Origin of the sequence: Caulobacter sp. ErkDOM-E, assembly GCF_048541895.1 — a bacterium.
GTDB lineage: Bacteria > Pseudomonadota > Alphaproteobacteria > Caulobacterales > Caulobacteraceae > Caulobacter.
This window is the reverse complement of record NZ_CP183331.1, coordinates 1507396-1530170: the sequence shown is the minus strand read 5'-3', so window position 1 is coordinate 1530170 and position 22775 is coordinate 1507396. Positions and strand designations below refer to the sequence as shown.

At 67.1% G+C, this 22775-nt stretch carries 21 protein-coding genes; 13 read left to right on the top strand and 8 right to left on the bottom strand.

From position 1 onward, the window contains the following. Positions 1 to 5 precede the first annotated feature (5 nt). The 9 genes from ACN2C7_RS07515 to ACN2C7_RS07475 all read left to right on the top strand — a co-directional run bounded on the left by ACN2C7_RS07515 (position 6) and on the right by ACN2C7_RS07475 (position 7418). Complete coding sequence (locus tag ACN2C7_RS07515; RefSeq protein WP_419320853.1) at positions 6 to 1079, top strand: efflux RND transporter periplasmic adaptor subunit; 1074 nt, start codon at positions 6 to 8, stop codon at positions 1077 to 1079. A 4-nt stretch (positions 1080 to 1083) separates the two neighbouring features. Next, positions 1084 to 2289 (top strand): ABC transporter permease, encoded by a 1206-nt coding sequence (locus ACN2C7_RS07510; protein WP_419320852.1) that lies wholly within the window; start codon positions 1084 to 1086, stop codon positions 2287 to 2289. Then, positions 2286 to 2987, top strand: a complete 702-nt coding sequence (locus tag ACN2C7_RS07505; protein WP_419320850.1) for an ABC transporter ATP-binding protein — start codon at positions 2286 to 2288, stop codon at positions 2985 to 2987. The genes ACN2C7_RS07510 and ACN2C7_RS07505 overlap by 4 nt, the downstream gene beginning before the upstream one ends. A 138-nt stretch (positions 2988 to 3125) precedes the next feature. Then, the gene (locus ACN2C7_RS07500; RefSeq protein WP_419321429.1) at positions 3126 to 3335 is read left to right on the top strand and encodes a hypothetical protein; all 210 of its coding nucleotides are present in this window, start codon (positions 3126 to 3128) and stop codon (positions 3333 to 3335) included. Between the two features lie 223 nt (positions 3336 to 3558). Then, the gene (locus tag ACN2C7_RS07495) at positions 3559 to 3768 is read left to right on the top strand and encodes a hypothetical protein (RefSeq protein ID WP_419320849.1); all 210 of its coding nucleotides are present in this window, start codon (positions 3559 to 3561) and stop codon (positions 3766 to 3768) included. Between the two features lie 68 nt (positions 3769 to 3836). Further along, positions 3837 to 4409 carry a DUF2939 domain-containing protein gene (locus ACN2C7_RS07490; RefSeq protein ID WP_419320848.1) on the top strand — a complete coding sequence of 191 codons (573 nt, stop codon included), beginning with the start codon at positions 3837 to 3839 and terminating at the stop codon, positions 4407 to 4409. 79 nt (positions 4410 to 4488) lie between these two features. Beyond that, positions 4489 to 5994, top strand: a complete 1506-nt coding sequence (locus ACN2C7_RS07485) for an esterase-like activity of phytase family protein (RefSeq protein ID WP_419320846.1) — start codon at positions 4489 to 4491, stop codon at positions 5992 to 5994. Positions 5995 to 6031: 37 nt separating this feature from the next. Beyond that, complete coding sequence (locus ACN2C7_RS07480; RefSeq protein ID WP_419320845.1) at positions 6032 to 6976, top strand: AEC family transporter; 945 nt, start codon at positions 6032 to 6034, stop codon at positions 6974 to 6976. A gap of 64 nt (positions 6977 to 7040) precedes the next feature. After that, positions 7041 to 7418: a VOC family protein gene (locus ACN2C7_RS07475; protein ID WP_419320844.1), complete on the top strand. Its 378-nt coding sequence runs from the start codon at positions 7041 to 7043 to the stop codon at positions 7416 to 7418. A gap of 21 nt (positions 7419 to 7439) precedes the next feature. Here the strand turns inward: ACN2C7_RS07475 and alaS are convergent, their stop codons facing one another. Then, entirely contained in the window at positions 7440 to 10088 is a 2649-nt protein-coding gene (gene alaS, locus ACN2C7_RS07470) for an alanine--tRNA ligase (protein ID WP_419320842.1), read from the bottom strand. Between the two features lie 1108 nt (positions 10089 to 11196). Between alaS and ACN2C7_RS07465 the strand changes: the two genes are divergently transcribed. Then, positions 11197 to 11709, top strand: coding sequence for a hypothetical protein (locus tag ACN2C7_RS07465; RefSeq protein WP_419320840.1), 513 nt, complete (start codon positions 11197 to 11199; stop codon positions 11707 to 11709). A 286-nt stretch (positions 11710 to 11995) separates the two neighbouring features. Here the strand turns inward: ACN2C7_RS07465 and recA are convergent, their stop codons facing one another. Then, positions 11996 to 13060, bottom strand: a complete 1065-nt coding sequence (gene recA / locus ACN2C7_RS07460) for a recombinase RecA (protein ID WP_419251958.1) — start codon at positions 13058 to 13060, stop codon at positions 11996 to 11998. Between the two features lie 254 nt (positions 13061 to 13314). On the opposite strand from recA, the gene ACN2C7_RS07455 reads away from it, so the two are divergent. Next, on the top strand, positions 13315 to 14919 hold the full coding sequence (locus ACN2C7_RS07455) for an EAL domain-containing protein (protein ID WP_419320838.1): 1605 nt from the start codon (positions 13315 to 13317) through the stop codon (positions 14917 to 14919). A 21-nt stretch (positions 14920 to 14940) separates the two neighbouring features. Here ACN2C7_RS07455 and ACN2C7_RS07450 read toward each other — a convergent pair whose 3' ends face one another. Further along, complete coding sequence (locus ACN2C7_RS07450; protein ID WP_419321428.1) at positions 14941 to 16752, bottom strand: DUF885 domain-containing protein; 1812 nt, start codon at positions 16750 to 16752, stop codon at positions 14941 to 14943. A gap of 131 nt (positions 16753 to 16883) precedes the next feature. Beyond that, the gene (locus ACN2C7_RS07445) at positions 16884 to 17270 is read right to left on the bottom strand and encodes a DUF4440 domain-containing protein (protein ID WP_419320836.1); all 387 of its coding nucleotides are present in this window, start codon (positions 17268 to 17270) and stop codon (positions 16884 to 16886) included. A gap of 68 nt (positions 17271 to 17338) precedes the next feature. Between ACN2C7_RS07445 and ACN2C7_RS07440 the strand changes: the two genes are divergently transcribed. Then, complete coding sequence (locus ACN2C7_RS07440; RefSeq protein ID WP_419320835.1) at positions 17339 to 17866, top strand: GNAT family N-acetyltransferase; 528 nt, start codon at positions 17339 to 17341, stop codon at positions 17864 to 17866. Between the two features lie 4 nt (positions 17867 to 17870). Here ACN2C7_RS07440 and ACN2C7_RS07435 read toward each other — a convergent pair whose 3' ends face one another. Beyond that, entirely contained in the window at positions 17871 to 18962 is a 1092-nt protein-coding gene (locus ACN2C7_RS07435; protein ID WP_419320833.1) for a branched-chain amino acid aminotransferase, read from the bottom strand. Positions 18963 to 19235: 273 nt separating this feature from the next. On the opposite strand from ACN2C7_RS07435, the gene ACN2C7_RS07430 reads away from it, so the two are divergent. Further along, positions 19236 to 19874 carry a CatB-related O-acetyltransferase gene (locus ACN2C7_RS07430; RefSeq protein ID WP_419320831.1) on the top strand — a complete coding sequence of 213 codons (639 nt, stop codon included), beginning with the start codon at positions 19236 to 19238 and terminating at the stop codon, positions 19872 to 19874. On the opposite strand, the gene ACN2C7_RS07425 is transcribed toward ACN2C7_RS07430, so the two are convergent. From ACN2C7_RS07425 to ACN2C7_RS07415, 3 genes are read right to left on the bottom strand one after another with little or no spacing between them, the layout of a single operon-like run. Then, positions 19871 to 20626, bottom strand: a complete 756-nt coding sequence (locus ACN2C7_RS07425; RefSeq protein WP_419320829.1) for a phosphoadenylyl-sulfate reductase — start codon at positions 20624 to 20626, stop codon at positions 19871 to 19873. The two genes, ACN2C7_RS07430 and ACN2C7_RS07425, sit on opposite strands and share 4 nt — an antisense overlap. Next, positions 20626 to 21132, bottom strand: coding sequence for a DUF934 domain-containing protein (locus ACN2C7_RS07420; protein WP_419320827.1), 507 nt, complete (start codon positions 21130 to 21132; stop codon positions 20626 to 20628). The genes ACN2C7_RS07425 and ACN2C7_RS07420 overlap by 1 nt, the downstream gene beginning before the upstream one ends. Beyond that, positions 21116 to 22774 (bottom strand): nitrite/sulfite reductase, encoded by a 1659-nt coding sequence (locus ACN2C7_RS07415; RefSeq protein ID WP_419320826.1) that lies wholly within the window; start codon positions 22772 to 22774, stop codon positions 21116 to 21118. The genes ACN2C7_RS07420 and ACN2C7_RS07415 overlap by 17 nt, the downstream gene beginning before the upstream one ends. Position 22775: the final 1 nt, after the last annotated feature.

Here is a 22775-nt window from a genome sequence, read left to right as displayed (position 1 = left end):
TGATCATGCGCGCCATCCCAAGACCCTGGTTCTTCATCGTTGCGGCGGCCCTGGTGGTTGCGCTGACGGCGTGGGTCCTGGTCTCGCGACGGCCGCCACAGGTTGCGGTCGTTGTGATCGAGCCCCGCACCATCGAACAGGCCTTGTCGGTGGTCGGTCGCGCCCGCCCGGCCGAGCTCATCCAGGTCTCCTCGCCCAATCCGGGCCAGGTCATCAGCCTGCTGCATGACGAGGGCGACCAGGTTCTGCCCGGTGACCCGATGGCGGTGATCCTGGCGTCCGTCGAACAGGCCCAGACCGACGCCGACGCCGCCCGCGCCCGCGCCGCACGGGCCCAGGCCAAGGAAGCCCAGCTGGTCTATCAGCGCACCCGGACCCTGCATGAGCGCGGCTTTGCCGCCAAGGCGGCTCTGGATGCCGCAAAGGCCAGCCTTGAGACAGCGCAGGCCAATGTCGCCGCAGCGGATGCCGGCCTGCGGGCCTCGACCGAGCGCTCGCGGGAATTCACCATTCGCGCGCCCATGGCCGGCGTGGTGCTGGTTCGTCCGATCGACAATGGCCAAGTCGTGGCTGCGGGCGCGCCGCTGTTTCAACTGGGCTCGGCCAGGGGCGTCGAGATCCGCGCCGAGGTCGAGGAAGCCTATGCCGATCGCCTGTCGGCCGGCCAGACGGCCCGCGCGGCCCTGTCAGGATCGCCCGGCATCTTTGCCGCCCGCGTGACCGAGGTCTCGCCCCGGGTCGATTCCAGCACCGGCGGCCGGACGGTTCGACTGGCGGCCGAAGGCAGCCAGACGCTGACCCCAGGTCGCTCGATCGACGTCACCATCGTCATTGACCAGCGCCAGGCTGCGATCGTCGTGCCGCGCAGCGCCGTCGTGGACGCCACGGCCGCGCCCAAGGTCTATGTCGTCAACGCCGCCAATCTGGTCGAGATCAGAAAGATCACCGTGGCGCGGTGGCCTTCCGTACAGGCCATCGTCGAAAGCGGATTGAAGGCCGGGGACCGCGTCGTCCTGGAGCCGACCTCGACCAAGCCCGGCGCGCACATCGAGCCTGTGGCGGCCAAGGCGGGCGACTGAGGCCATGTTCGCCCTGAAAGTCGCCAGACGCTATCTGCTGTCAAACCCCTCTCAGACCCTGCTGCTGGTGGCGGGCGTCGCGATCGGGGTGACCGTCTTCGTCTTCATCACCGCCCTGATCGCCGGACTGGCGATCCTGCTGACCGAGCAGGTGACCGGCAAAAGCGCCCATGTCAGCCTGGAGCCGCCGACCCGCATTGCCCGGGTCCTGGCAGGACCAGACCTGCCGGTCGAATCCGTGGCTCTGGTCTCCACCTTTCAGCGCCAGCAGATCCGCAACTGGCCCATGGTGCTCGAGCTCCTGCGGGCAGACCCCAGGGTGTCGGCGATTAGTCCCCAGATCACGGGAAGCGCCGTCCTGGTGAAAAGCGAGGCGGTCCGATCCGTCTCGATCGTCGGCGTTGACCCGCAGGGGATCGACGCGATCTCGCCGATTTCGCCCAGCATCATCGACGGCGATGGCGATCTGGGCGCCGATGGCCTGCTGATCGGCGCGCGCCTGGCCGAAGACCTGGGCCTCAGTGCGGGCCAATCCATTCTGTTGCGGACCGAGCGCGGCGTCGAACGCCAGCTCACCATCAAGGGCGTCTTCCGGACGGGCCTGCAAAGCCTGGACGAGCGTGTCGCCTTCCTGTCGCTGCAGACGGCCCGACCCCTGTTCGTCCTGCCCGACGGGTTGACCAATATCGAGGTCAAGCTGAAGGACCCCAATCAGGCGCGCGCCATGGCGCGGTTCCTCGCCGACGCCACGAGCCTGCGCGCAACACCCTGGCAGGAGAAGAACACCAGCCTCGAGAGCGCCCTGGTCGCCCAGGGCCGAACCGGCTCCATGATCCAGGCCTTTTCGCTGATCTCGATCATTATCGGCATAGCCAGCGCCCTTGTGCTGTCCGCCTATCGGCGTCGCAGCGAGGTCGGGATCATGCGCGCGTTCGGCGTGCCGGGAACCTTCATCCTGTGGGTCTTCCTGCTCCAGGGGCTGCTGATCGGCCTGGTGGGCGCCTTGCTGGGTTGCGCCAGCGGCTATGGTCTCTGCATCTGGCTGCAAGGCATTACCAACGCCGCCGGCGACTCGGTCCTGCCGATCGCGCCTGAGCGGGGCGGCTATGTGGCGGCGTTGGTGCTGACCACGCTGGGGGCGGTGATCGCCTCGATCCTCCCGGCGCGCGCGGCCTCGAAGGTCGACCCGCTGGAGGCCATCCAGCAATGACCCGCGTGCTGGAAGCCCTGGGCATCGAAAAGGTGTTCAAGAACGGGGACGAAGAAACCCGGGTCTTGAACGGGATCGACCTGACCCTCGACAAGGGTGAGCTCGTGGCCCTGCTCGGGGCCTCGGGGTCGGGCAAGTCGACCCTGCTGTCGATCATCGGCCTGCTTTTGCGACCCACCGCCGGAAGCCTGACGATCAGCGGCGAACGGATCGACGATTTCTCCGAGCGGAAACGGGCCCTGTTTCGAAACCGTCGACTGGGATTTGTCTTCCAGTTCCACCATCTGCTGCCCGACTTTACGGCCATGGAGAACGTCGCCTTTCCCGCCGCGGCCCCGGCCGGCGGCATCTCGCGCGAGATGCGTGAGCGTGCGCGGGACCTGCTGACCCGGGTTGGGCTGGAGGACCGCATCGACTATCCCGCCACCCGGCTTTCCGGCGGTCAAAAACAGCGCGTCGCCATCGCACGGGCCCTGATGAACCGCCCCGACCTGATCATCGCCGATGAGCCGACCGGCAATCTGGATCGCGAGTCGGCGGAACGGGTGCTGGCCCTGATGCGGGAAGTGAACCGGGAAGACGGGGCCACCTTCCTGATCTGCACCCATGATGAAGGCGTCGCAGCCAGATGTAGTCGCCAGCTCACCCTGCGGGACGGAAAGCTGGTCTCGAATGTCAGCCGCGAAATCGACGCCTGAACCGCAGCCCCGCCAGCAAGCCTCGAACGGCCTGGACCGGGGCCTTCGAAATCGGTTCATCCACCCCCCTTCCCGCGCCTAACCCGCTGAAATCGCTGGCCCGGAGCGCGCCAAGTCCCCCGAGATGCGCACCGCCGTATACTGTCTTCACCTCAGGGCGATGGGGAGGGCGCGCGGCCAGCGACCTTCGCGGCCCTGGGGTGTGGTCGAGCGGGGACAGGTTCGGGGGGGATACCCGGACGGTCCGGGGATCTGGTTGCTGGCCAGACCCGCCCGCCGTCGGCGTGGATGAGGATAGACGGGTGTGTTCATTGGTCATTTGCTTGGCTCGCCCGCCTCGACCGCTAATCTGCGCGGGAAACCTGGCGGAATGGCTCCCGGTAAGGCCTGAACAGGGCCACCTGACGGGACGCTGACGGATAACGATCGCGCGGGGCGTCCGAGCTTCGTCGAAACGGTATTTCTACTTTCTCATCCGGGCGTGGCCCGGCGCCCCGCACCCTCCCCGATCTTCGCAGCGAAAGCGCGGGGCGGCGCAGCCGTGCCTCGCGCCTTGAAATGGAACACCCTCATGCCCAATCCCCGCCCCGCACGCCCGATCCGCCGCGAAGGGATGTGCCGCTCAAACCTGCGTCGCCAACGCAACAAGGCCTGGCTCCAGAGGCGACTGGTTGAAGAACTCCTCGGCGTCGCAGACCTGATCGAACTCAAGCGCGCCGAGGGCGCCGCCGAAATGGCGTGCGTCTATCAGGGCGGCGGGCCGCCCGCGGGTCCCCCCTGACGCGAAGACGCTTGCGACGATGGGGCGAATACCCCTTCTATGCCGCGTTAACCATTCTGGGGCGCTCCATGAGTTTGCAGAAGCGGATCTGGGACCTGATCGTCCTGGGCATCTTCGTGTTCGCGGCGACCTTCGCCTCGGCGCCCTGGTTCGCCTTCCGGGCCCTGAAGGCGGCGGCCCAGTATGAGGACGTGCAGGCGATCAGCGAACTGGTCGACTTTCCGGCCGTGCGGCGCAGCCTGACCGGCCAACTGGTCGAGGCCGCCCCTGTGGCCCCGGCCGAGCCGCCCTCGATCTGGCGTGACCCGCTGGGCGCCATGCGCCGGGCCATCGAGCCGATCGCGCCGCCCGAGCCCAAGGTCGATCGCTATCTGACCATCGCCGGCATCTCGGCCCTGACGCGGGGCTACGCGCCCGGCGCCGCGCCCGCCGGCCCGGCCCGGCCCGAAACCCTGACCGGCAAGCTGAAGGCCGTGGTCTCTGGCCCCTATCCGACCATTGCCTACTGGGATCCCAACCGCGTTCGCGTGGCGATGAAGCGGCCCGGCGACGCCAGGCGCGTGACGGTGTTCACCTTCCAGCGGCGCGAGCTGTTCACCTGGAAGCTGGTGCATATTCGCCTGCCGCGCGAGGAGCGCTAGGCTCAGGGCCGGCGCTGTCACCGAAGCGTCAAGCAAGGCTGGTAACCGCGCTGGGACCCCTTTGCTGGAACCCATCGCCATGATCCGTCTTGCTCGTCTGCCGCTGCTCGCCGCCGCCTCGCTGCTGGTCCTGACCTCGGCGGCCATGGCCCAGCCGACCGCCTATACCCGGCCCAACGTGGCGACCGCCGAGGGCGCGGTCACGATTGAACTGGGCGGCGTCAAGCGGATCAATCAGGGTCTGGTCGGGGCCGGGCGCCTGTCGGCCGCGCTGCGCGACTTCAACGGCGACACCCTGGGCTCGTTCTCGGCCATGGCGATCAGCGACTGGCGCCGTCTGGCCGACGGGACCTATGCCGGCAGCCTGACCACCCTGCCCGATCGCGGCCCCAACGGGGTCGGCACGATCGTCGGCACCTCCGACTACGCCAACCGTCTGCACCGGTTCAGCTTCACCTTCGCACCCCATGTCGGAAGCGAGACCGTCGCCCCGGAACAAGTGAAGCTGACCCCGACCGGCGGCCTGCTGCTGAAGGACGCCAAGGGCCAGACCTTCACGGGCCTGGACCCCTCCGAACCCGCCGCCGCCGGCCGTATCAGCCTGGACAGCGAGGGCCTGGCCATGGCGGCTGATGGCGGCTTCTACGTCTCCGACGAATATGCGGCGGCCATCTATCGCTTCGACAAGGCAGGCGCACTGCAGGGCATGATCGCCCCCGTGGCGGCCGTGGCTCCGATGAACGGCGGCTCCCCCATGCTGACCGGCGCCAAGGCCCCGGAAACCGGCCGTCGCAACAACCAGGGCATCGAGGGCGTCAGCATCACGCCAAACGGCAAGCATCTCGCCGCCCTGCTGCAGAGCGCAACGGTGCAGGATTCGGCTTCCGGCAAGGACGCTGACCAGAGCCGCGCCAATACCCGACTGTTCCTGTACGACATCCGCAAGTCCGCCACCCCGGCCGCGCCGGTCGCCGAATATGTTCTCCAGCTGCCGGTGTTCCGCAACAAGGGCGACGGCGCTGCGCCCGACAAGACCGCCGCCCAGTCCGAGATCCTGGCGCTCAGCGACCACCAGTTCCTGGTCCTGGCCCGCGACGGCAACGGCCGCGGCGGCGGCGCGACCCGTCCGGCCGTCTATCGCAGCGTGCTGCTGATCGACACCGCCGGCGCGACCAATATCGCGGGCACGGCCTATGAAACCTCGACCAAGCCGGTCGCGCCCAACGGCGTGCTCGAAGCTGGTATCGTGCCGGTGAAACAGGTGGAGCTGATCAATCTGATCCACCCGGCCCAAATGGCCCGCTTCGGCTTCAACCTCGACAACGCCGCGACCAACGCCTTCACCCTGCCCGAGAAGTTCGAGGCCCTGGCCCTGGTTCCGGCCCTGGATCCCAAGGCGCCGAACGACGCGTTCCTGTTCATCGGCTCGGACAACGACTTCCAGACCGCTGACGGCGTGGTCGGCGGCATCGCCTTCGACGCGGGGATCAAGGCCGCCGACGGCAGCCCGGCCGGCGACAATGACAACCTGATCCTCGTCTATCGCCTGACCCTGCCGGGCTGGTCGCCCCCCGCCGGCAAGTGATAAAGCGAGGCGTCCTGCAACCGCCAGAAAGCGCCTCGTGATCGATCTCGTGCTCGGCGTCCTGTCGCGGGTGCTGCCGTTCTTCCTGCTGGTCGGCGCCGGCGTGGCCCTGGTCCGGCTGCGCCTGCTGGACGAGGGGATGTCGCGCGGCCTGTCGGCCTATGTGTTCTGGATCGGCTTTCCAGCCTTGCTGATCCATTCGCTCTCGCGAATCGGAACGCCGGGGCCGGCCCTGGCCTGGGGTCTGGCGGCTTTCGCCGGGGCGGCGCTGCTGGTCATGGCCGGGCTGCTGGTGCTGGGCCAGGTGCTGGGCTGGACGCGCGAGGAACGGGCCGGCGCCGCCCTGGCCGGGTCGCTGGGCAACAGCGCCTTCCTGGGCCTGCCCATCGCCGCCGCCGTGCTGGGCCCCGAGGCCGCACGCCTCGCGGCCGGCGTTGTCGCGGTCGACTTCGTGATCGTCGCCGCGACCGGCATCGCCCTGCTGGGCTGGGCCGCCGGGCGCTCGATCCTGGGATCGGTGTGGCGCGCCCTGTCCAACCCGGTCGTCGTCGCCTCGCTGATCGGCGTCGGCATGGCGATCACGGGCCTGACCCTCCCGTCGCTGCTGGATCGCGCCGTGGCCGCCGCCGCCGTCTCGGGCAGCCCGGTGGCGCTGGTGGCCCTGGGCGCGGCCCTGGCCCTGCGCTCGGCGGATGTGGAAGCGGTCCCACGCTCCGCCCCCGTGATCTCAGCCGCCGTCGCCAAGCTGCTGACCCTGCCCGTCCTGACCTGGCTGGCCGTAGGCCTGACCGACGCGCCGATGGCCTTCCGCATGGGGGCCACCCTGCTGGCCGCGACACCGACGGCGGTCAATGTCTTCATCCAGACCCGGTCCCTGGGCGTCTTCGCGCGGGGCGCGGCGAGGACCGTGGCCCTGACTACGGCCCTGGCGGTCATCACCTTGTCGGCTGTAGCGATACTGCTGACACAGGGTGTCAGCTAGTTCACCCTTCGTTCTCGACGAGCAAGGTCCGCCTCGCTAGATTTCGACCAAGGAGGACTTGTTCATGATCAGCTATATCACCATCGGCGCCAGCGACATCGACCGGGCCGGGATCTTCTATGACGCCGTGCTGGGCGCGCTGGGCAGTCAGCGACTGTGGAGACAGGGCGACTGGATCGGCTACGGGCCGGACCAGGACCACGCCACGGTGATGATCTGCAGCCCCGAGAATGGCCAACCTGCCAAGGCCGGCAACGGCATCATGGTGGGCCTGAAGGCCGAGACGCCGGAACAGGTCGACGCCTTCCATGCCGCCGCCATGGCGAACGGCGGAAGCTGCGAGGGCCCGCCCGGACCTCGCCCGGCCTATGGCGAGGGCTACTACCTGGCCTATGTCCGCGACCCGGACGGCAACAAGCTCTCGGCGTTCCTCAAGAGCTAGCCGCCGTCCAGTCTCCGGGGATCAGCCCGCCAGGGCCGCCTTGATCGCGTCCAGGCCCGCCTGGGCCTTGGTCGCGTCAGGCGCGCCGCCCTGGGCGAAGTCGGCCTTGCCGCCCGCGCCCTGGCCGCCCATGGCCAGCACGGCGGCCTTGGCCAGCTCGGCGGCGCTGAACTTGCCAACGAGGTCAGCCGTGACTGCCACCGTCACGGCGGCCTTGCCGTCGCTGGTCCCGACCAGGGCCACGACGCCGCCATTCGTCAGCTGCTTCTTGAACTCCTCGGCCACGCCGCGCAGTTCCTTGCCGCCGACGCCGTCCAGCACCTTGGCGATCAGGGCCGTGCCGCCCACGTCTTCCGGACCGGAGGCCGCGCCGCCACCGCCGCCCAGGGCCAGTTGCTTCTTGGCCTCGGCCAGCTGCTTCTCAAGCGACTTGCGCTCGGCGATCAGGGCCTCGACGCGAGCGCCGACCTCCAGGACCGGGGTCTTGAACTGGTCGGCCAGGGCCTTGGCGACGCCGGCCTGATCCAGCAGGAAGCGACGGGCCGCCTCGCCGGTCAGGGCCTCGATGCGGCGAATGCCGGCCGCCACGCCCTGCTCCGAGACGATCTTGAACAGGGCGATGTCGCCGGTGCGGGCCACGTGGGTGCCGCCGCACAGCTCGACCGAATAGGCCTTGCCGGTCTCGGTCAGCGACTTGCCCAGGGTCAGGACCCGGACGCTGTCGCCATATTTTTCGCCAAACAGCGCCACGGCCCCGGCCTCGATGGCCTCCTGCGGGGCCATCTCCTTGGTCTCGGCCGGGACGTTCTGACGGATGACTTCGTTGACCTCGGTCTCGATACGCTCGATCTCGTCGGGCGACAGCGGGCCGCCGTGGCTGAAGTCGAAGCGCATGCGCTCGCCATCCACCATCTGGCCCTTCTGGGCGACATGCGGACCCAGCACATGGTGCAGGGCGGCATGGACCAGGTGAGCGGCCGAGTGGTTGGAGCGGGTGGTGGTGCGGCGCGCGGCGTTCACCGAAGCGACGACGCTGTCGCCGACCTTAAGGTCGCCGGACAGCTCGACGCGATGCACATAGAGCTCGCCGGCCTGCTTCTGGGTGTCGAGCACGCGGCTCTCGCGGCCATTGGCCTCGATGACGCCGGTGTCGCCCGCCTGGCCGCCGCTTTCGGCGTAGAAGCTGGTGCGGTCCAGCAGCACCTCGACGGTCTGGCCGGCCGAAGCGGCCTGCGCCTCGGCGCCGTCGACCAGGATCGCCTGCACCACGCCCGTGGTCTCGGTGTTGTCATAGCCGACGAAGTTGGTCGGGCCCGAGCGTTCCTTGATGGCGAACCAGGCGGCGGCCGCGCCGGTCTGGCCCGAGCCGGACCAGTTGGCGCGCGCCATGGTGCGCTGGCGCTCCATGGCCACATCGAAGCCGTCGGTGTCGACCTTGATGCCCCTGGCCCGCACGGCGTCCTGGGTCAGGTCCAGCGGGAAGCCGTAGGTATCGTAGAGCTTGAAGGCGACCTCGCCGTCCAGCACGCCACCCGACGACAGGTTGGCGGTGGCTTCGTCCAGCAGGCCCATGCCGCGACCCAGCGTGACGCGGAAGCGCTCTTCCTCCTGGCGCAGGGTCTCGACGATCGAGGCCTCGGCGCGGCGCAGCTCGGGATAGGCCTGGCCCATCTCGGCGACCAGGGTCGGGGCCAGGCGGTGCATCAGGGGCTCGTTGGCGCCCAGCAGATAGGCGTGGCGCATGGCCCGGCGCATGATCCGGCGCAGGACATAGCCGCGCCCTTCATTCGACGGCGTGACGCCATCGGCCAGCAGGAACGAGGACGAGCGCAGATGGTCGGCGATCACCCGGTGCGACGGCGCCTGGACGCCTTCGGCCTTCACGCCGGTCAGCTCGACGCTGGCGGCGATCAGGGCCTTGAAGATGTCGATGTCGTAGTTGTCGTGCACGCCCTGCAGGACGGCGGCGACGCGCTCCAGACCCATGCCGGTATCGATCGAGGGCTTGGGCAGCGACAGGCGCTCGCCGCCGGCAAGCTGCTCGAACTGCATGAAGACCAGGTTCCAGATCTCGATGAAGCGGTCGCCGTCCTCATCGGGACTGCCCGGAGGGCCACCGGGGATGTGGGCGCCGTGGTCGAAGAAGATCTCCGAGCAGGGACCGCACGGGCCAGTGTCGCCCATCGACCAGAAATTGTCGTTGGTGGCGATGCGGATGATGCGGTCGTCGGACAGGCCGGCGATCTTCTTCCAGAGATCGGCCGCCTCGGTGTCGGTGTGATAGACCGTGACCAGCAGCTTGTCCTTGGGCAGGGCGAAGTCGCGGGTCAGCAGGGTCCAGGCGTGGGTGATCGCCTGTTCCTTGAAGTAGTCGCCGAACGAGAAGTTGCCCAGCATCTCGAAGAAGGTGTGGTGGCGGGCGGTGTAGCCGACATTGTCCAGGTCGTTGTGTTTGCCGCCGGCGCGGACGCACTTTTGCGAACTGACCGCGCGCGGATAGGCGGGCGTCTCGGCGCCGGTGAAGGCGTTCTTGAACGGCACCATGCCGGCATTGACGAACAGCAGGGTCGGATCGTTCTGCGGCACCAGCGGCGCCGACGGCGTGATCGCGTGATCGGCCTTGCCGAAATAGTCGAGGAAGGTGCCGCGGATCTCGTTCAGGCTGGGCATGGGCGTCTCTAGGATCTCGATAGAGTCCGGCTGTCCGGAGGTTGGCGCTGCATAGCGCGGTTTTCGGCAGAGTGGAAACCGAGTCGGATATGGGGGCCGAGTAGCGCCCGTCCAACGGGCCGCGGGTCTGGCGGACACGGCTTCTCAGCCTCACGCGGCATGAGCCACTGAAGGGGTTGGGGAGGCGCGAAGCGGCCGGGGCGAACCCGGATGACCGTGATGTGTGTTTTGCGTTTCGGCTCGACCTGTCCGCTTCGCAGAAGCTGTTCTTGCGTGAGGATTGGGCCAAGCGAGCGTCTTTCAGCTCTGATACCCAAGAGCCCCCGTACGGGCGCGCATCCCGTCGATCGGCTAACCGTCTCGACGCCGACGATACGCGATAGGCGGGTTTACGATCCCTCGCCCTCTTCGACCCGCGTTCACCCGGCCGACAAGCCACTCAGCGTTTGGTCCGTCCTTCTGAGACAGCCCGCACACCTCGACCCGCCTTCCAGGGCGTCGCGGCCCCGCTCAGCTCCATCCCCATCGCCGCTTTGGGCCGGTACCAGGCGCCCTCCCCCTGCGACGGGGACAGGCTCAAGAATACGGGAGGTTTCGGCGCGTCTGATTGGCGCGATCAACTATTTTACAAGTGATTGATCTTGTTGGGCTCTACCCTGGAAAGCATGGGGATACAGCACCGTCTATCCCCATGCTCGCCCAAAAACGCTTGTCATCCCGGAGGCGCCTTGGCGCGAGCCGGGACCCAGGGGCCGACGCACTGCGGTTGCCCCTGGGTCCCGGCGCTCCGCTGCGCTACGGCCGGGATGACAAGAATTATTGCAGTTTGAAGGTCTTCTCGCTCGCGAGAGGGAGCCATCCTAAAATCTCACGGCGAGACGATCGTCGGTCTGACCGGCACGCTGCAGCCTCCAGGAGATTTAAGGATGAGCCGGACGCGGGGCGTCCGCTTGTTGGACCAGCGCCAAAGACCGCTTTCGACCCGAAAGCGTCGCCAGCAACGTCTGCTTTCGGCAAGGCGCTCATCAGGATGCCATTGCGCAAGCTCACCATGCGCCTACCTCATAGATAAGGTTGATGCACTCGAGCGTCTCTCTGGGAGGCCTCGATGTTAGCCCAAATCCTGATGGTTTATCGACGCGTTCCAGTAGTCGTTGCAGCATTCCCGATGGTGATGCTGCTGCCCATTTTGGGTGAGGGGGTCCAGCACATCGTTGAAGTGTATCTCGGAATGTTCACTCCGGGCGACGGCCTAGATGCAGGTCGCGAGACGACGATAAGGCTTTCATTTGGCGGTCTTAAAGCCCTATCGGTCTTCGTATCGATCATCCTTACGGCGTGGTTCCTTGATCGCAGTCTGGAAGGGAACACGAGGACGTTGCGCAGTTGGATCAGCGCAATGAACCATTACGATCTGACCGGCGTCGTGTTGTTGACCGTTGCGATAGCGGTGCCGTTAGCGGCTCACTACGGCCTGAACAATTTTGCGGTGGGAAAGCCCCCAATAATGATGGCGGCTATCCTCGTCGCGGATAGCCTGGTCGTTGGGACGCTTGCTGTATCGCTGGGGTCAGTCGCATTCACGCTGGCGGAAAGAGTGCAGCAACGCAAAGGGAGCTAACCACCCTCAACGGACCATCCACACGTCCGCTGTCGCCACCGGCGAACATCGTCACTCGCAATATGCGCGCGTCATTTCAGGACGAGGCCGACGGCGCGTCGCTCGCGCGTCCCGCCCGCCCTCGCGCCATCCCCCAAAACGAAGTCGGACGCCTGGCTTGGGGTCCAGGCGTCCGGGGGATCGCGGCCTTCGCGGCGGGAAGCCACGGGCGTCAAGAGTGGCGGGATACGCCGTAGCCAAGCGAAGGTCGCGAAACCTGTCTGTCGTCTTTGAAGAAGCCGAAGGCCTATTCGTCGCCGTCCTCGGGACCGCCGACCAGCAGCTCTTCCTCGATCTTCTGGGAAGACTTGCGGACAGCCGCCTCGATCTCGTTGGCCAGATCCTTGTTGGCCTTCAGGAACTCGCGGACATTGTCGCGGCCCTGGCCGATGCGCTGGCTGTTATAGGAGAACCACGAGCCGGCCTTGTCGATCACCCCGGCCTTGACGCCCAGGTCGATGATCTCGCCCAGCTTGGAAATGCCCTCGCCGTACATGATGTCGAACTCGACCTCGCGGAACGGCGGGGCGACCTTGTTCTTGACGACCTTGACGCGGACATTGTTGCCGATGATCTCGTCGCGGTTCTTCACCGAGCCGGTGCGGCGGATATCCAGGCGCACCGAGGCGTAGAACTTCAGAGCGTTGCCGCCCGTGGTGGTCTCGGGGCTGCCATACATCACACCGATCTTGTGACGGATCTGGTTGATGAAGATGACGATGGTGTTGGTCTTGTTGATCGAGCCGGTCAGCTTGCGCAGCGCCTGGCTCATCAGGCGGGCCTGAAGGCCGGGCAGGCTGTCGCCCATCTCGCCCTCGATTTCCGCCTTGGGGGTCAGGGCCGCGACCGAGTCGATGACGACCACGTCGACGGCGCCCGAGCGCACCAGGGTGTCGGTGATTTCCAGGGCCTGTTCGCCGTTGTCGGGCTGCGAGACCAGCAGGTTGTCGAGATTGACGCCCAGCTTGAAGGCATAGCCCGGATCGAGCGCGTGTTCGGCGTCGACGAAGGCGGCGGTGCCGCCGGCCTTCTGGACCTCGGCCACCACGTGCAGGGCCAGGGTGGTCTTGCCCGAGCTTTCCGGACCGTAGATCTCGATCACCCGCCCCTTGGGCAGGCCGCCGATACCGAGCGCGATGTCGAGGCCGAGCGAGCCGGTGGAGACGGACTCCATCTCGACCTTGCCCTTTTCGCCCAGCTTCATCACCGAGCCCTTGCCGAACGCCCGGTCGATCTGCGCCAGCGCCGCTTCTAGAGCGCGCTGCTTGTCGCCGTCTTCCTTACCCACGAGTTTCAAAGCCGCCTGGTTCATTGGAGATGCGCCCTTATTCCATGATTCCACCCGGCCAAGCCGGGCTTCGCGTTTCACGCGCCCATTGATCGGTGGAACACTCAAAGTCGTACCGGCTTTGTTCCGTGTTCGCAAGATGTTCTTTTCGACATGTGCTCGTGTTCCAGTCCCCGGATCGGGGATGCGCGGCCCTTTGCCGCACGCCTTATCTCGATCGAGAAACACGTCCTTAAGGCCCGCGTGCGACGCTTTCGGTCGTATGGGGGAGCTGCGCCTTGTCGATTGATCCACGTCGCCTGCTTGGGCTGGCCTTCGCCAGCGCTGATCTGCTGGTCGAGATTCGCGAGGGGAAGATCTGCATGGCCCTGGGCGCGGCGCAGCGCATCGTGGGCCAGAGCGAAGCGGCGCTGACCGGCAAGACCTGGCGCGACCTGTTCGCCCCCTGCGACCAGCCCCTGATGGATGCGATCTTTGCCTGCGCCGATGACGGCGCGCGCAGAGGCCCCGTCGTGGTGAGCCTGGCCGGCCCGACGGAACGCCACGTCAGCGTGGTCATGCGGGCCCTGCCCGAGAACGGTGGCCGCCTGTCCTGCGCCTTGACCTCGAGCCAGGCGCCCAGCCCGCCGCTCACTCATGAAGGTCTGCATCCGCGCGAATCGTTCGAGGACATCGCCAAGGGACTGTTTGAGGCGGCCAGGGTGACCGGGATCGAACTGGAACTGGCCATGGTCGAGTTCGCCGGTCTGGGCGACCGGCGCGCCGCCCTGCCCAGCGCCGAAGTCGAGGTTCTGGACGCCCAGGTGGCCGGCGCGGTGCGGGCCGAGTCCCACGGCGGCTCGGCGGCCACGCGGCTGTCGGACGACCGTTTCGCCATTCTGCGCGCCAAGGACGAAAGCACCGATGGCCTGACCCGCCGTCTGAGCCAGGTGCTGGAGCTGGACGCCACGGCCCATGTGGTGTCGCTTGAGGTCGGCACGGCGTCGGCCCGCGCCATGCGCGCCTTGCGCTACGCCCTCGACGACTTCCTGAGCGAAGGCCTGAAGGATGCTCCGCCGATGAGCCTGGCCGAGGCGATGAACCGCTCGGTCAAGCGCACCCTGGCGCGGGCCGGCGCCCTGGGCGTCGCCGTCAGCCAGCGCCGGTTCAATCTGGCCTACCAGCCTGTCGTCAATCTCACGACGGGGCTGGCCCATCACCACGAAGTGCTGGTGCGGTTCGAGGATAGCGCCAGCCCGTTCGCCCTGATCCGGATGGCCGAGGAATTCGACCTGATCGAGGAACTGGACAACGCCATCGTCGAACAGACCGTGCGTCGTCTGGCGCAGGACCGGTCGGGCGAGATGAAGCTGGCGGTCAATGTTTCGGGACGCACGATCGTCAACGAGAGCTTCGTCGACAATGTCTCTCGCACCCTGGCCAAGTTCGACCAGGCCAAGGGGCGGCTGATCTTCGAGATCACCGAGAGCGCGGCCATCGACGACCTGCCGCGGGCCAACCGCCACATCCAGGCGCTGCGTGGCATGGGATCGCTGGTCTGTCTGGACGACTTCGGCGCGGGAGCGGCCTCGTTCGCCTATCTGCAGGAACTCAGCCTCGACATCGTCAAGATCGACGGTCGCTATGTTCGGGAACTGGCCGGCAACGGCCGCGACGGCGTGATGGTGCGCCGACTGGTCGAGATGTGTCGCGACCTGAAGATCCGCACGGTCGCCGAGATGGTCGAGACGGTCGAGGTCGAGGACGTCGTGCGCAACGCCGGCGTCGACTTCGCCCAGGGCTGGCTGTTTGGCAGACCGGCGGACCAGCCGCTGCCGGCGCTGAAGCCGGCAGCGATCAAGCCCATAGCGCGGCGCGCCGGGGCGTCGGAGAGCTGGGGCTAGCCCCCTGCTCTCCTGCCCGTCCTACTTGCCGGCCTTCTTGGCGGCGATGTAGTCGTCGACCACAGATTCCAGCACGGTCAGCGGGGTCATGCCTGACAGCAGGCCCGCATCGTGGAACTGGCGGATGTCGAACTTGGCGCCCAGGGCCTTTTTCGCCTTCTCGCGCGCCCGCAGCCAGACGATCTTGCCGATCATGTAGCTGCAGGCCTGGCCCGGCCACACGCAGTAGCGTTCGATCTCGGTGACCGCGCCGCTTTCCTCGTCGCCCATGGTCTCGGCCATGTACTTGATGGCCTGCTCGCGGCTCCACTTCTTGTGGTGCATGCCGCTGTCGACCACCAGGCGCACGGCGCGGAACAGGGCGTCGTGCAGCATGCCGATGTGACCGCGCGGGTCGGTCTTGTAGATGCCCATCTCGACGGCCAGCTGTTCGGAGTACAGCGCCCAGCCCTCGGCATAACCCGAGAAGCCGATCACCTTGCGGATCAGCGGCAGGCCTTGCGCCTCGTTCGACAGGGTCAGCTGCAGATGGTGGCCCGGGACGCCTTCGTGCACCGTCAGGGTGGTGAGGGTGTACTTGGCCTGTTCCTTGGTGTCGCGCAGGTTGATCCAGTAGATGCCCGGGCGCTTGCCGTCGAGCGAGGGCGAATTGTAGTAGCCGCCCGGCGCGCCGGCCTCGATGGCCTTGGGCACGCGGCGGATCTCCAGCGGGGCCTTGGGCAGCTGGCCGAAATAGGCCGGCAGCTGCTTTTCGATCCACTTGGCCTTGACGTTGAGGTCAGCGATCAGCTGCTCCTTGGCCGCGTCGGTGTTCTCGTAGATGTCCTTGCCCAGCTCGGCCATGCGCTCGCCGACCGTGCCCTTGGACATGCCCATGGACTTGAAGATCTTGTCGGCCTGGATCTCGATCGACTTGACCATGTCCAGACCCAGCTGGTGGATCTCGTCAGGGGTCAGGGTCGCGGTCGTATAGTTCTTCAGCGAGGTGGCGTAGTAGTCGCCGCCGTCCTTCAGGCGCCAGACGCCGGCGTCGTGAGTGGCCTTGGGCCGCACGCTTTCCAGCAGGGCGATCTGGCGCTTCAGGGCGGGCAGGACCGAGTTCAGATAGACCTTGGTCGCCTCGCCGGCCCAGTCGCCCTCGATCTTCTTTTCAGCGGTGCGGCGCACGATCGACTTGATCAGCGGAGCCTCGGCCAGTGGCGTGTCGGCGAAGGACTTCATCTGGATGAGCGCCTTGTCGATCACGAAGTCCGGCGGGATCACGCCGTCGGCGTAGTCGCGCTTGGCGATAATGGTTTCCTGATCCATCAGGCGGGCGAAGCCCTCCATCCGCGACAGATAGGCGTCGGCGTCGGCCTTGGTCTCGATGGCGTGCTGGGTGTCGAGGAAGTCAGGCATCTGCTGATAGCTGCCCGTCAGCTGGCTCAGCACATAGGGGGCGCCCGAACCGCCGCCGGCATAGGTGAACTTGCTGCCCTCGTCCTGCACCGCCAGGGTGAACTCGACGGTGTCGTAGTTGATCGCGTCCATGCCCGACATCGACTTGCGGTCGATGGCGCGCAGGGCTGCGAGCATCTGGCGGTTCTGCTCGGCGCTGGCGGCGATGGCTTCGAACGAACGGTCGCTGAGCAGGCCCTTGGTCCAGGCCAGGTCGCCCTTGTCCAGACCCAGGCCCGTGGCCAGCTCCGGCGACTGACGCAGCAGCTTGGCCATGGCGTCGTCGAACAGGGCGTTCATCTTGGCCACTTCGCCATTGGCGGGCGCGGCGCCTTGAGCGAAGACGAGCGACGGCGCCGAGGCGGCGAAGCCGGCCGCGACGGTGGAGAACAGCATCTGACGACGGTTTTGCAAGGCGAGACCCCTAAAGAACGTTTTGTTGGGCGAATGCGTAGGCCCAGAGCCCGATGTCCGTAAATTAATTTCTCTTAATGCGCGGCCGGACAAAGGCCCTGATGTCGAAAAGATCAGTCGCCGCGATCCAGGGTCACATAGAGCTCGCTCTCGATCACCCACTGGCCCGTGACCTTCTTCCAGACCGCCAGATAGGTTCCCGACTGATCCGGCGCGCCCTTCCAGGACCCGACCCAGCGCCCGTGCTCGGCGGCGCGCAGACCGGCGCTGTCCAGCTCGACGCCCTGGCCGGTGCGGACATAGGCGATGAAGTCCGGATCGCGGAACTGGGCGTCGAAGGCGGCGATCACCTCGGCGGCGCCAATCAGCAGTGAACCGTCGCCGGCGATCAGCCTGACCTGCGGATCAAAGAACGGCGCCAGCCGCGCGGCGGTCTTTCCCGCGATCAGCTTGTTGGTCAGCTTGCGGCGGGCGGCGATGGCGTCTTGAGGCGTGGTCATGGACTGGTCTCGTAAAACGGTCCTGGCGGTGTAGCGTGTCGGCTCACCGCGCCGCAAACAGAGTCGCCATGTCGTCGTCCCCGCCCGTAATCGTCACCCAACGCCTGACCCTGAAGGCTTCCGAACTCAGCGACTTCGACGACAGCGTCGCCATGTGGTCCGATCCCATCGTCACCCAGTTCGTCGGCGGCCGTTCCTCGACACCCGAGGAGAGCTGGGCGCGGCTGCTGCGCTCGCGCGGTCTGTGGCCGCTGCTGGGCTTTGGCTACTGGGCGGTGCGCGAGACGGCGACGGGCCGCTATGTCGGCGAGGTCGGTTTCGCCGACTTCCACCGCGATGTTCAGCCCACCTTCTTCGGACAGCCGGAGATGGGCTGGGTGCTGGCGGCCTGGTCGCACGGGCAGGGTTTTGGCACGGAAGCGGTCACGGCGGGCCTGGCCTGGATCGACCAGGCGCTGGCCCCGCCGCGCGTGCCCTGCATCATCGACCCGGGCAATGCCGCGTCCCTGGCCCTGGCCCGCAAGACCGGCTTCAAGGTGGTGACCCACACGTCCTACAAGGACGCGCCGATCATGCTGCTGGAGCGAACCCGATAGACGTCTAGACCGGGTGGACCCAGCCATAGGGGTCGGCTGTGCGGCCGCGCTGGATGCCGATCAGGGCGTTGCGCAGTTGCTCGGTCGTCTCGCCCTCGGCGCCGTTGCCGATCGTGAAGTCGCCCGAAGAGGTCCGCACCGTGCCGATGCCGGTCAGCACCGCGGCGGTGCCGCAGGCGAAGACTTCGCGCAGACGGCCGCTGGCCGCGTCGGCGCGCCACTGGTCCAGCGAATAGGGCTCCTCGCGCACCGTAATCCCCTGGTCGCGGGCCAGGGTGATGATCGAGTTGCGAGTGATGCCGGGCAGGATGGTGCCGCCCAGCGGCGGCGTCTGCAGGCTGCCGTCGTCCATCCGGAAGAAGACGTTCATGCCGCCCAGTTCCTCGACCCAGCGGCGCTCGACCGCGTCGAGGAACACGACTTGATCGCAGCCATGGGCGATGGCTTCAGACTGGGCCAGCAGGCTGGCCGCATAGTTGCCGCCGCACTTGGCAGCGCCCGTGCCGCCCAGGGCCGCGCGGGTATAGGTCTCCGAGATCCAGACCGAGATCGCCGAGGCCTTGTTCTTGAAATAGGCGCCGACCGGCGAGGCCAGGACCACGAACAGGTATTCGGACGCCGGCTTGACCCCGAGGAACACCTCGGTGGCGAACATGAAGGGCCGCAGATACAGGCTGCCCTCGCCTTCCGGGATCCAGTCGCGGTCGATGGCGATCAGTTGCTCGACGGCCTCGACGAACAGGTCTTCCGGCAGCTCGGCCATGGCCATGCGGCGCGCCGAGTCCTGGAAGCGGCGGGCGTTCTCTTCGGGCCGGAACAGGGCCGCGCCGCCGTCGGCGGTGCGATAGGCCTTCATGCCCTCGAAGATTTCCTGGGCGTAGTGCAGCACCGAGGAGGCCGGATCCATCGGGATCGGAGCGCGCGGCTCGACCCGGGCGTCATGCCAGCCTTCGGCCTGATTGTAGCGGATGGTCACCATGTGGTCGGTGAACACCCGGCCGAAACCCGGATCGGCCAGCAGGGCGGCGCGGCGCTCGGCCGAGGTCGGTGCGGGATGCGTGATATGCGCGAACGAAGAGGTGGCGGCTGAGGTCATGTGGCGCGGGGCTCTCGCTCGGGAAGATCGATCGCGGCGCGAGAACGCCGCAGCGATGGAATGGATATGGCACACGCCCCGCGTCAAGAGCCATGGACGCAAAGACCGCTTCCGACCTGCCGATCGACCTCCCGCCATGGGGCCTGCGCGGCATGAATGCCGCACTCGGTCTTGCCTTGGCCAGACAGACCGCCTCGGCGATAGCCTTCAACGGCAAACACACCCAAAATCCGTCAGACCCCTAACCCTTAGCTCCTGCCAGAGTCGCCACGCATGTCTGCCGGTCCAGATTCGTCCGCCCGTTTCCCGATCCCCGCCGCCCCAACGATGGTCTTTCTCAAGCCCGTCGTCAGCCATCCGCAGATCGAAGTCGGCGAGTTCACCTACTATCATGACGACGAGGACCCGCTGGGGTTCGAGAAAAACGTCCTCTACGCCTTCCCGTTCATCGGAGACCGGCTGGTGATCGGCAAGTTCTGCGCGATCGCCTCGGGCGCGACCTTCATGTTGAACGGGGGCAATCACCACACCGAGACTCTTTCGAGCTTTCCATTCGGCATCTTCGGTCAGGGCTGGGAGGCCGCCTTGCCGGATCACTGGCCAAACAAGGGCGACCTTGTTGTCGGCCACGATGTCTGGATCGGCCAAGGCGCGGTGCTGACGCCGGGGGTCAAGATTGGGTCCGGCGCGGTCATCGCGGCCCGTTCGGTCGTGACCGCCGACGTGCCGCCCTACGCGATCGTCGGCGGCAATCCCGCCAGGGTGATCCGCATGCGGCGCTCAGCCGAGGAGATAGAACGCCTGCTGGCCCTGGCGTGGTGGGATTGGCCGGTCGAGAAGATCACCCGCCTGGCGCCGCTGATCGCTGCTGGCGACCTTGCGGCTTTGGAGGCCGCAGCCGCAGAGGCTTAAATGTCCCCGCCGACGTTCGGCGCAGCGCCGGGCGCGCGGGCGACGTGAATGCCGCATTCGGTCTTGTCCTGACCGGCCCAGCGGCCGGCGCGGACGTCCTGGCCGTCTTCGGCCGGCTTGGTGCAGGGCCAGCAACCCACCGACGGGAAACCCTGGGCCACCAGCGGGTGAGCCGGCAGTTGGTATTCAGCAATATAGGCGTCGAGTTCAGCCTTGGACCAGTTGGCCAGCGGGTTGAACTTGATCTTGCCCTCGGACTCCTCGACCACCGCCAGCCGCAGACGGTCGGCGCCGTGGAAGCGCTTGCGGCCGGTGATCCAGCCCTCGAAGCCGGAGAGGGCGCGGTCCAGCGGCAGCACCTTGCGGATATGGCAGCAGCCGTCGATATCGGTGCGCCACAGGTCGGACTTGGGATCGTTGACCGCGAGGTCAGCGAAGGCCGGGCGCAGGTCGCGCACATCGGTCAGGGCCAGCTGGGCAGCCAGGGATTTGCGGTAGTCGAGCGTCTGGCCAAACAGCATGCCGGTATCGAGGAACAGCACCGGGATACTGGGCGCGACCTGCGAGGCCAGGTGCAGCAGCACCGCCGATTCCGCCCCGAAGGACGACACCAGGGCCAGCTTGCCGCCAAAGGTCTCGTAGGCCTTGCGCAGAATGGTCAGCGGATGGGCGTCGCGCAGTTCGGCGTCCAGCCGGGCCGCCAAGCTGCCCGGACCAGACAGGGACGTGGCGTCCGTCTGGTCATACGCCATCACGCCCCTCGCTCTTCGAAGGCGACCGCACGATCATCGGCGGCGCGCTGATAGACGTGGCGGAAGCGGCTGGCGGCCTTGGTCCAGGCCTCAGGGCTCGCGCCGTCCGCGGGCTCGAAGGCATCCATGCCGCAGCGGACCATGAAGCCGGCCTGTTCCTGCAGAACGTCGCCGACCGCCCTCACCTCGCCCGCATAGTTCAGGCGCTCGCGCAGCAGGCGGGCCGAGGTATAGGCGCGGCCGTCGCGGAACTTCGGGAAGGCCACGGCCACCACCGCCAGGCGCGGCAGGTCATAGGCCAGGGCCTCGACCTCCTCGTTGGACTCGATGCGCACCCCGACCTTGCGGCTGTTGGAGCTTAGCAGCGCGTCGCCCTCGGCCTGGAAGCGGGTCAGGGACAGGATCACGTCGCCGGTTTCCGGGATCGCGTCCTCGTCGGTGACATTGACGAAGCTGTCGTCGGCGAAGGCGGCGACGCCGCCCGTGAGCTTAATCAGCCTGGGCATAGACAGCCTCCTTGAAGGGCTCGAGGCCGACGCGGCGATAGGTGTCGAGGAAGCGCTCCTCGCCCGTGCGGATGCCCAGATAAGCTTCGACCAGGGTGTCGATGGCGCCCGCTACGCGATCGGCGGGCAGCGCCGGGCCGAGGATCTTGCCGATCGAGGCGTCTTCCGCCCCCGACCCGCCCAGCGACAGCTGGTAGAATTCCTCGCCCTTCTTGTCGACGCCCAGAATGCCGATGTGGGCCACGTGGTGGTGGCCGCAGGCATTGATGCAGCCGCTGATCTTGATCTTCAGCTCGCCGACCTTTTCAGCGTGGTCCTCGTTAGCGAACTTGGCGGCGATGTCCTGGGCCACCCCGATGGCGCGAGCATTGGCCAGGGCGCAGTAGTCCAGACCCGGGCAGGCGATGATGTCACTGGCCAGGTCGATATTGGCCGTCGCTAGGCCCGCCGAAGCCAGGGCCGCGTGGACGGCCGGAACATCGTCCAGCTTCACGTGGGGCAGCACCATGTTCTGGGCGTGGGTCACCCGCACATCGTTGAGGCTGTACTGCTCGGCAAGATCGGCGATCAGGTCCAGCTGATCGGCCGTAGCGTCGCCCGGCGTCTGGCCTTGAGCCTTCAGCGAGATCTCGACGATGGCGTAGCCGGGTTTCTTGTGCGGCTTGATGTTGTTGCGCGCGAAGCGTTGCAGGGCCGGGCTGGCGGCGCGGGCGGCCTCGAAGGCGTCCGACACGGCCGGCAGGGTCTCGAACGGCGTCTGGGCAAAGGCGCCGCGGATGCGGGCCAGCTCGAGGTCGGGCAGGTCGGCGCGCGTGGCGTCGATCTTGGCCCATTCCTCTTCGACCTGACGGCCGAACTCCTCGGCGCCCAGGGCGGCGACCAGGATCTTGATGCGGGCCTTGTAGATATTGTCGCGGCGGCCGTGGCGGTTATAGACCCGCAGAACGGCTTCCAAATAGCTGAGCAGTCGGCCGACCGGCAGATGCTCCTTGATGGTCGGGCCGACATAGGGCGTGCGCCCCTGGCCGCCGCCGACGATCACCTCGAAACCCAGCGAACCGTCGCGCGCCCGGCGCAGCATCAGGCCGATATCGTGCACCTTGGCGGCCGTGCGGTCCTTGAGCGCGCCGGTGATGGCGATCTTGAACTTGCGCGGCAGATAGCTGAACTCGGGGTGCAGGGTCGACCACTGACGGATCACCTCGGCCCACACGCGCGGATCGTCGATCTCTTCGGCCGTAGCGCCGGCATAGGGGTCGGACGTGGTGTTGCGGATGCAGTTGCCGCTGGTCTGGATGGCGTGCAGGTCGACCTGGGCCAGGGCGTCGAGGATGTCCGGCGCGTCCTTCAGCTTCACCCAGTTGAACTGGATGTTCTGACGCGTGGTCATGTGGCCGTAGCCCTTGTCGTAGGTCCGGGCGATCCAGGCCAGGCGGCGGGTCTGCGCAGCGTTCAGCGAGCCATACGGAATGGCCACCCGCAGCATGTAGGCGTGCAGTTGCAGATAGAGGCCGTTCATCAGCCGCAGCGGCTTGAACTGGTCCTCGGTCATTTCGCCGGCCAGACGGCGCTGCACCTGACCCCGGAACTCATTGGAACGGTCGACCAGGAATTCGCGGTCGATGATGTCGTACTGGTACATC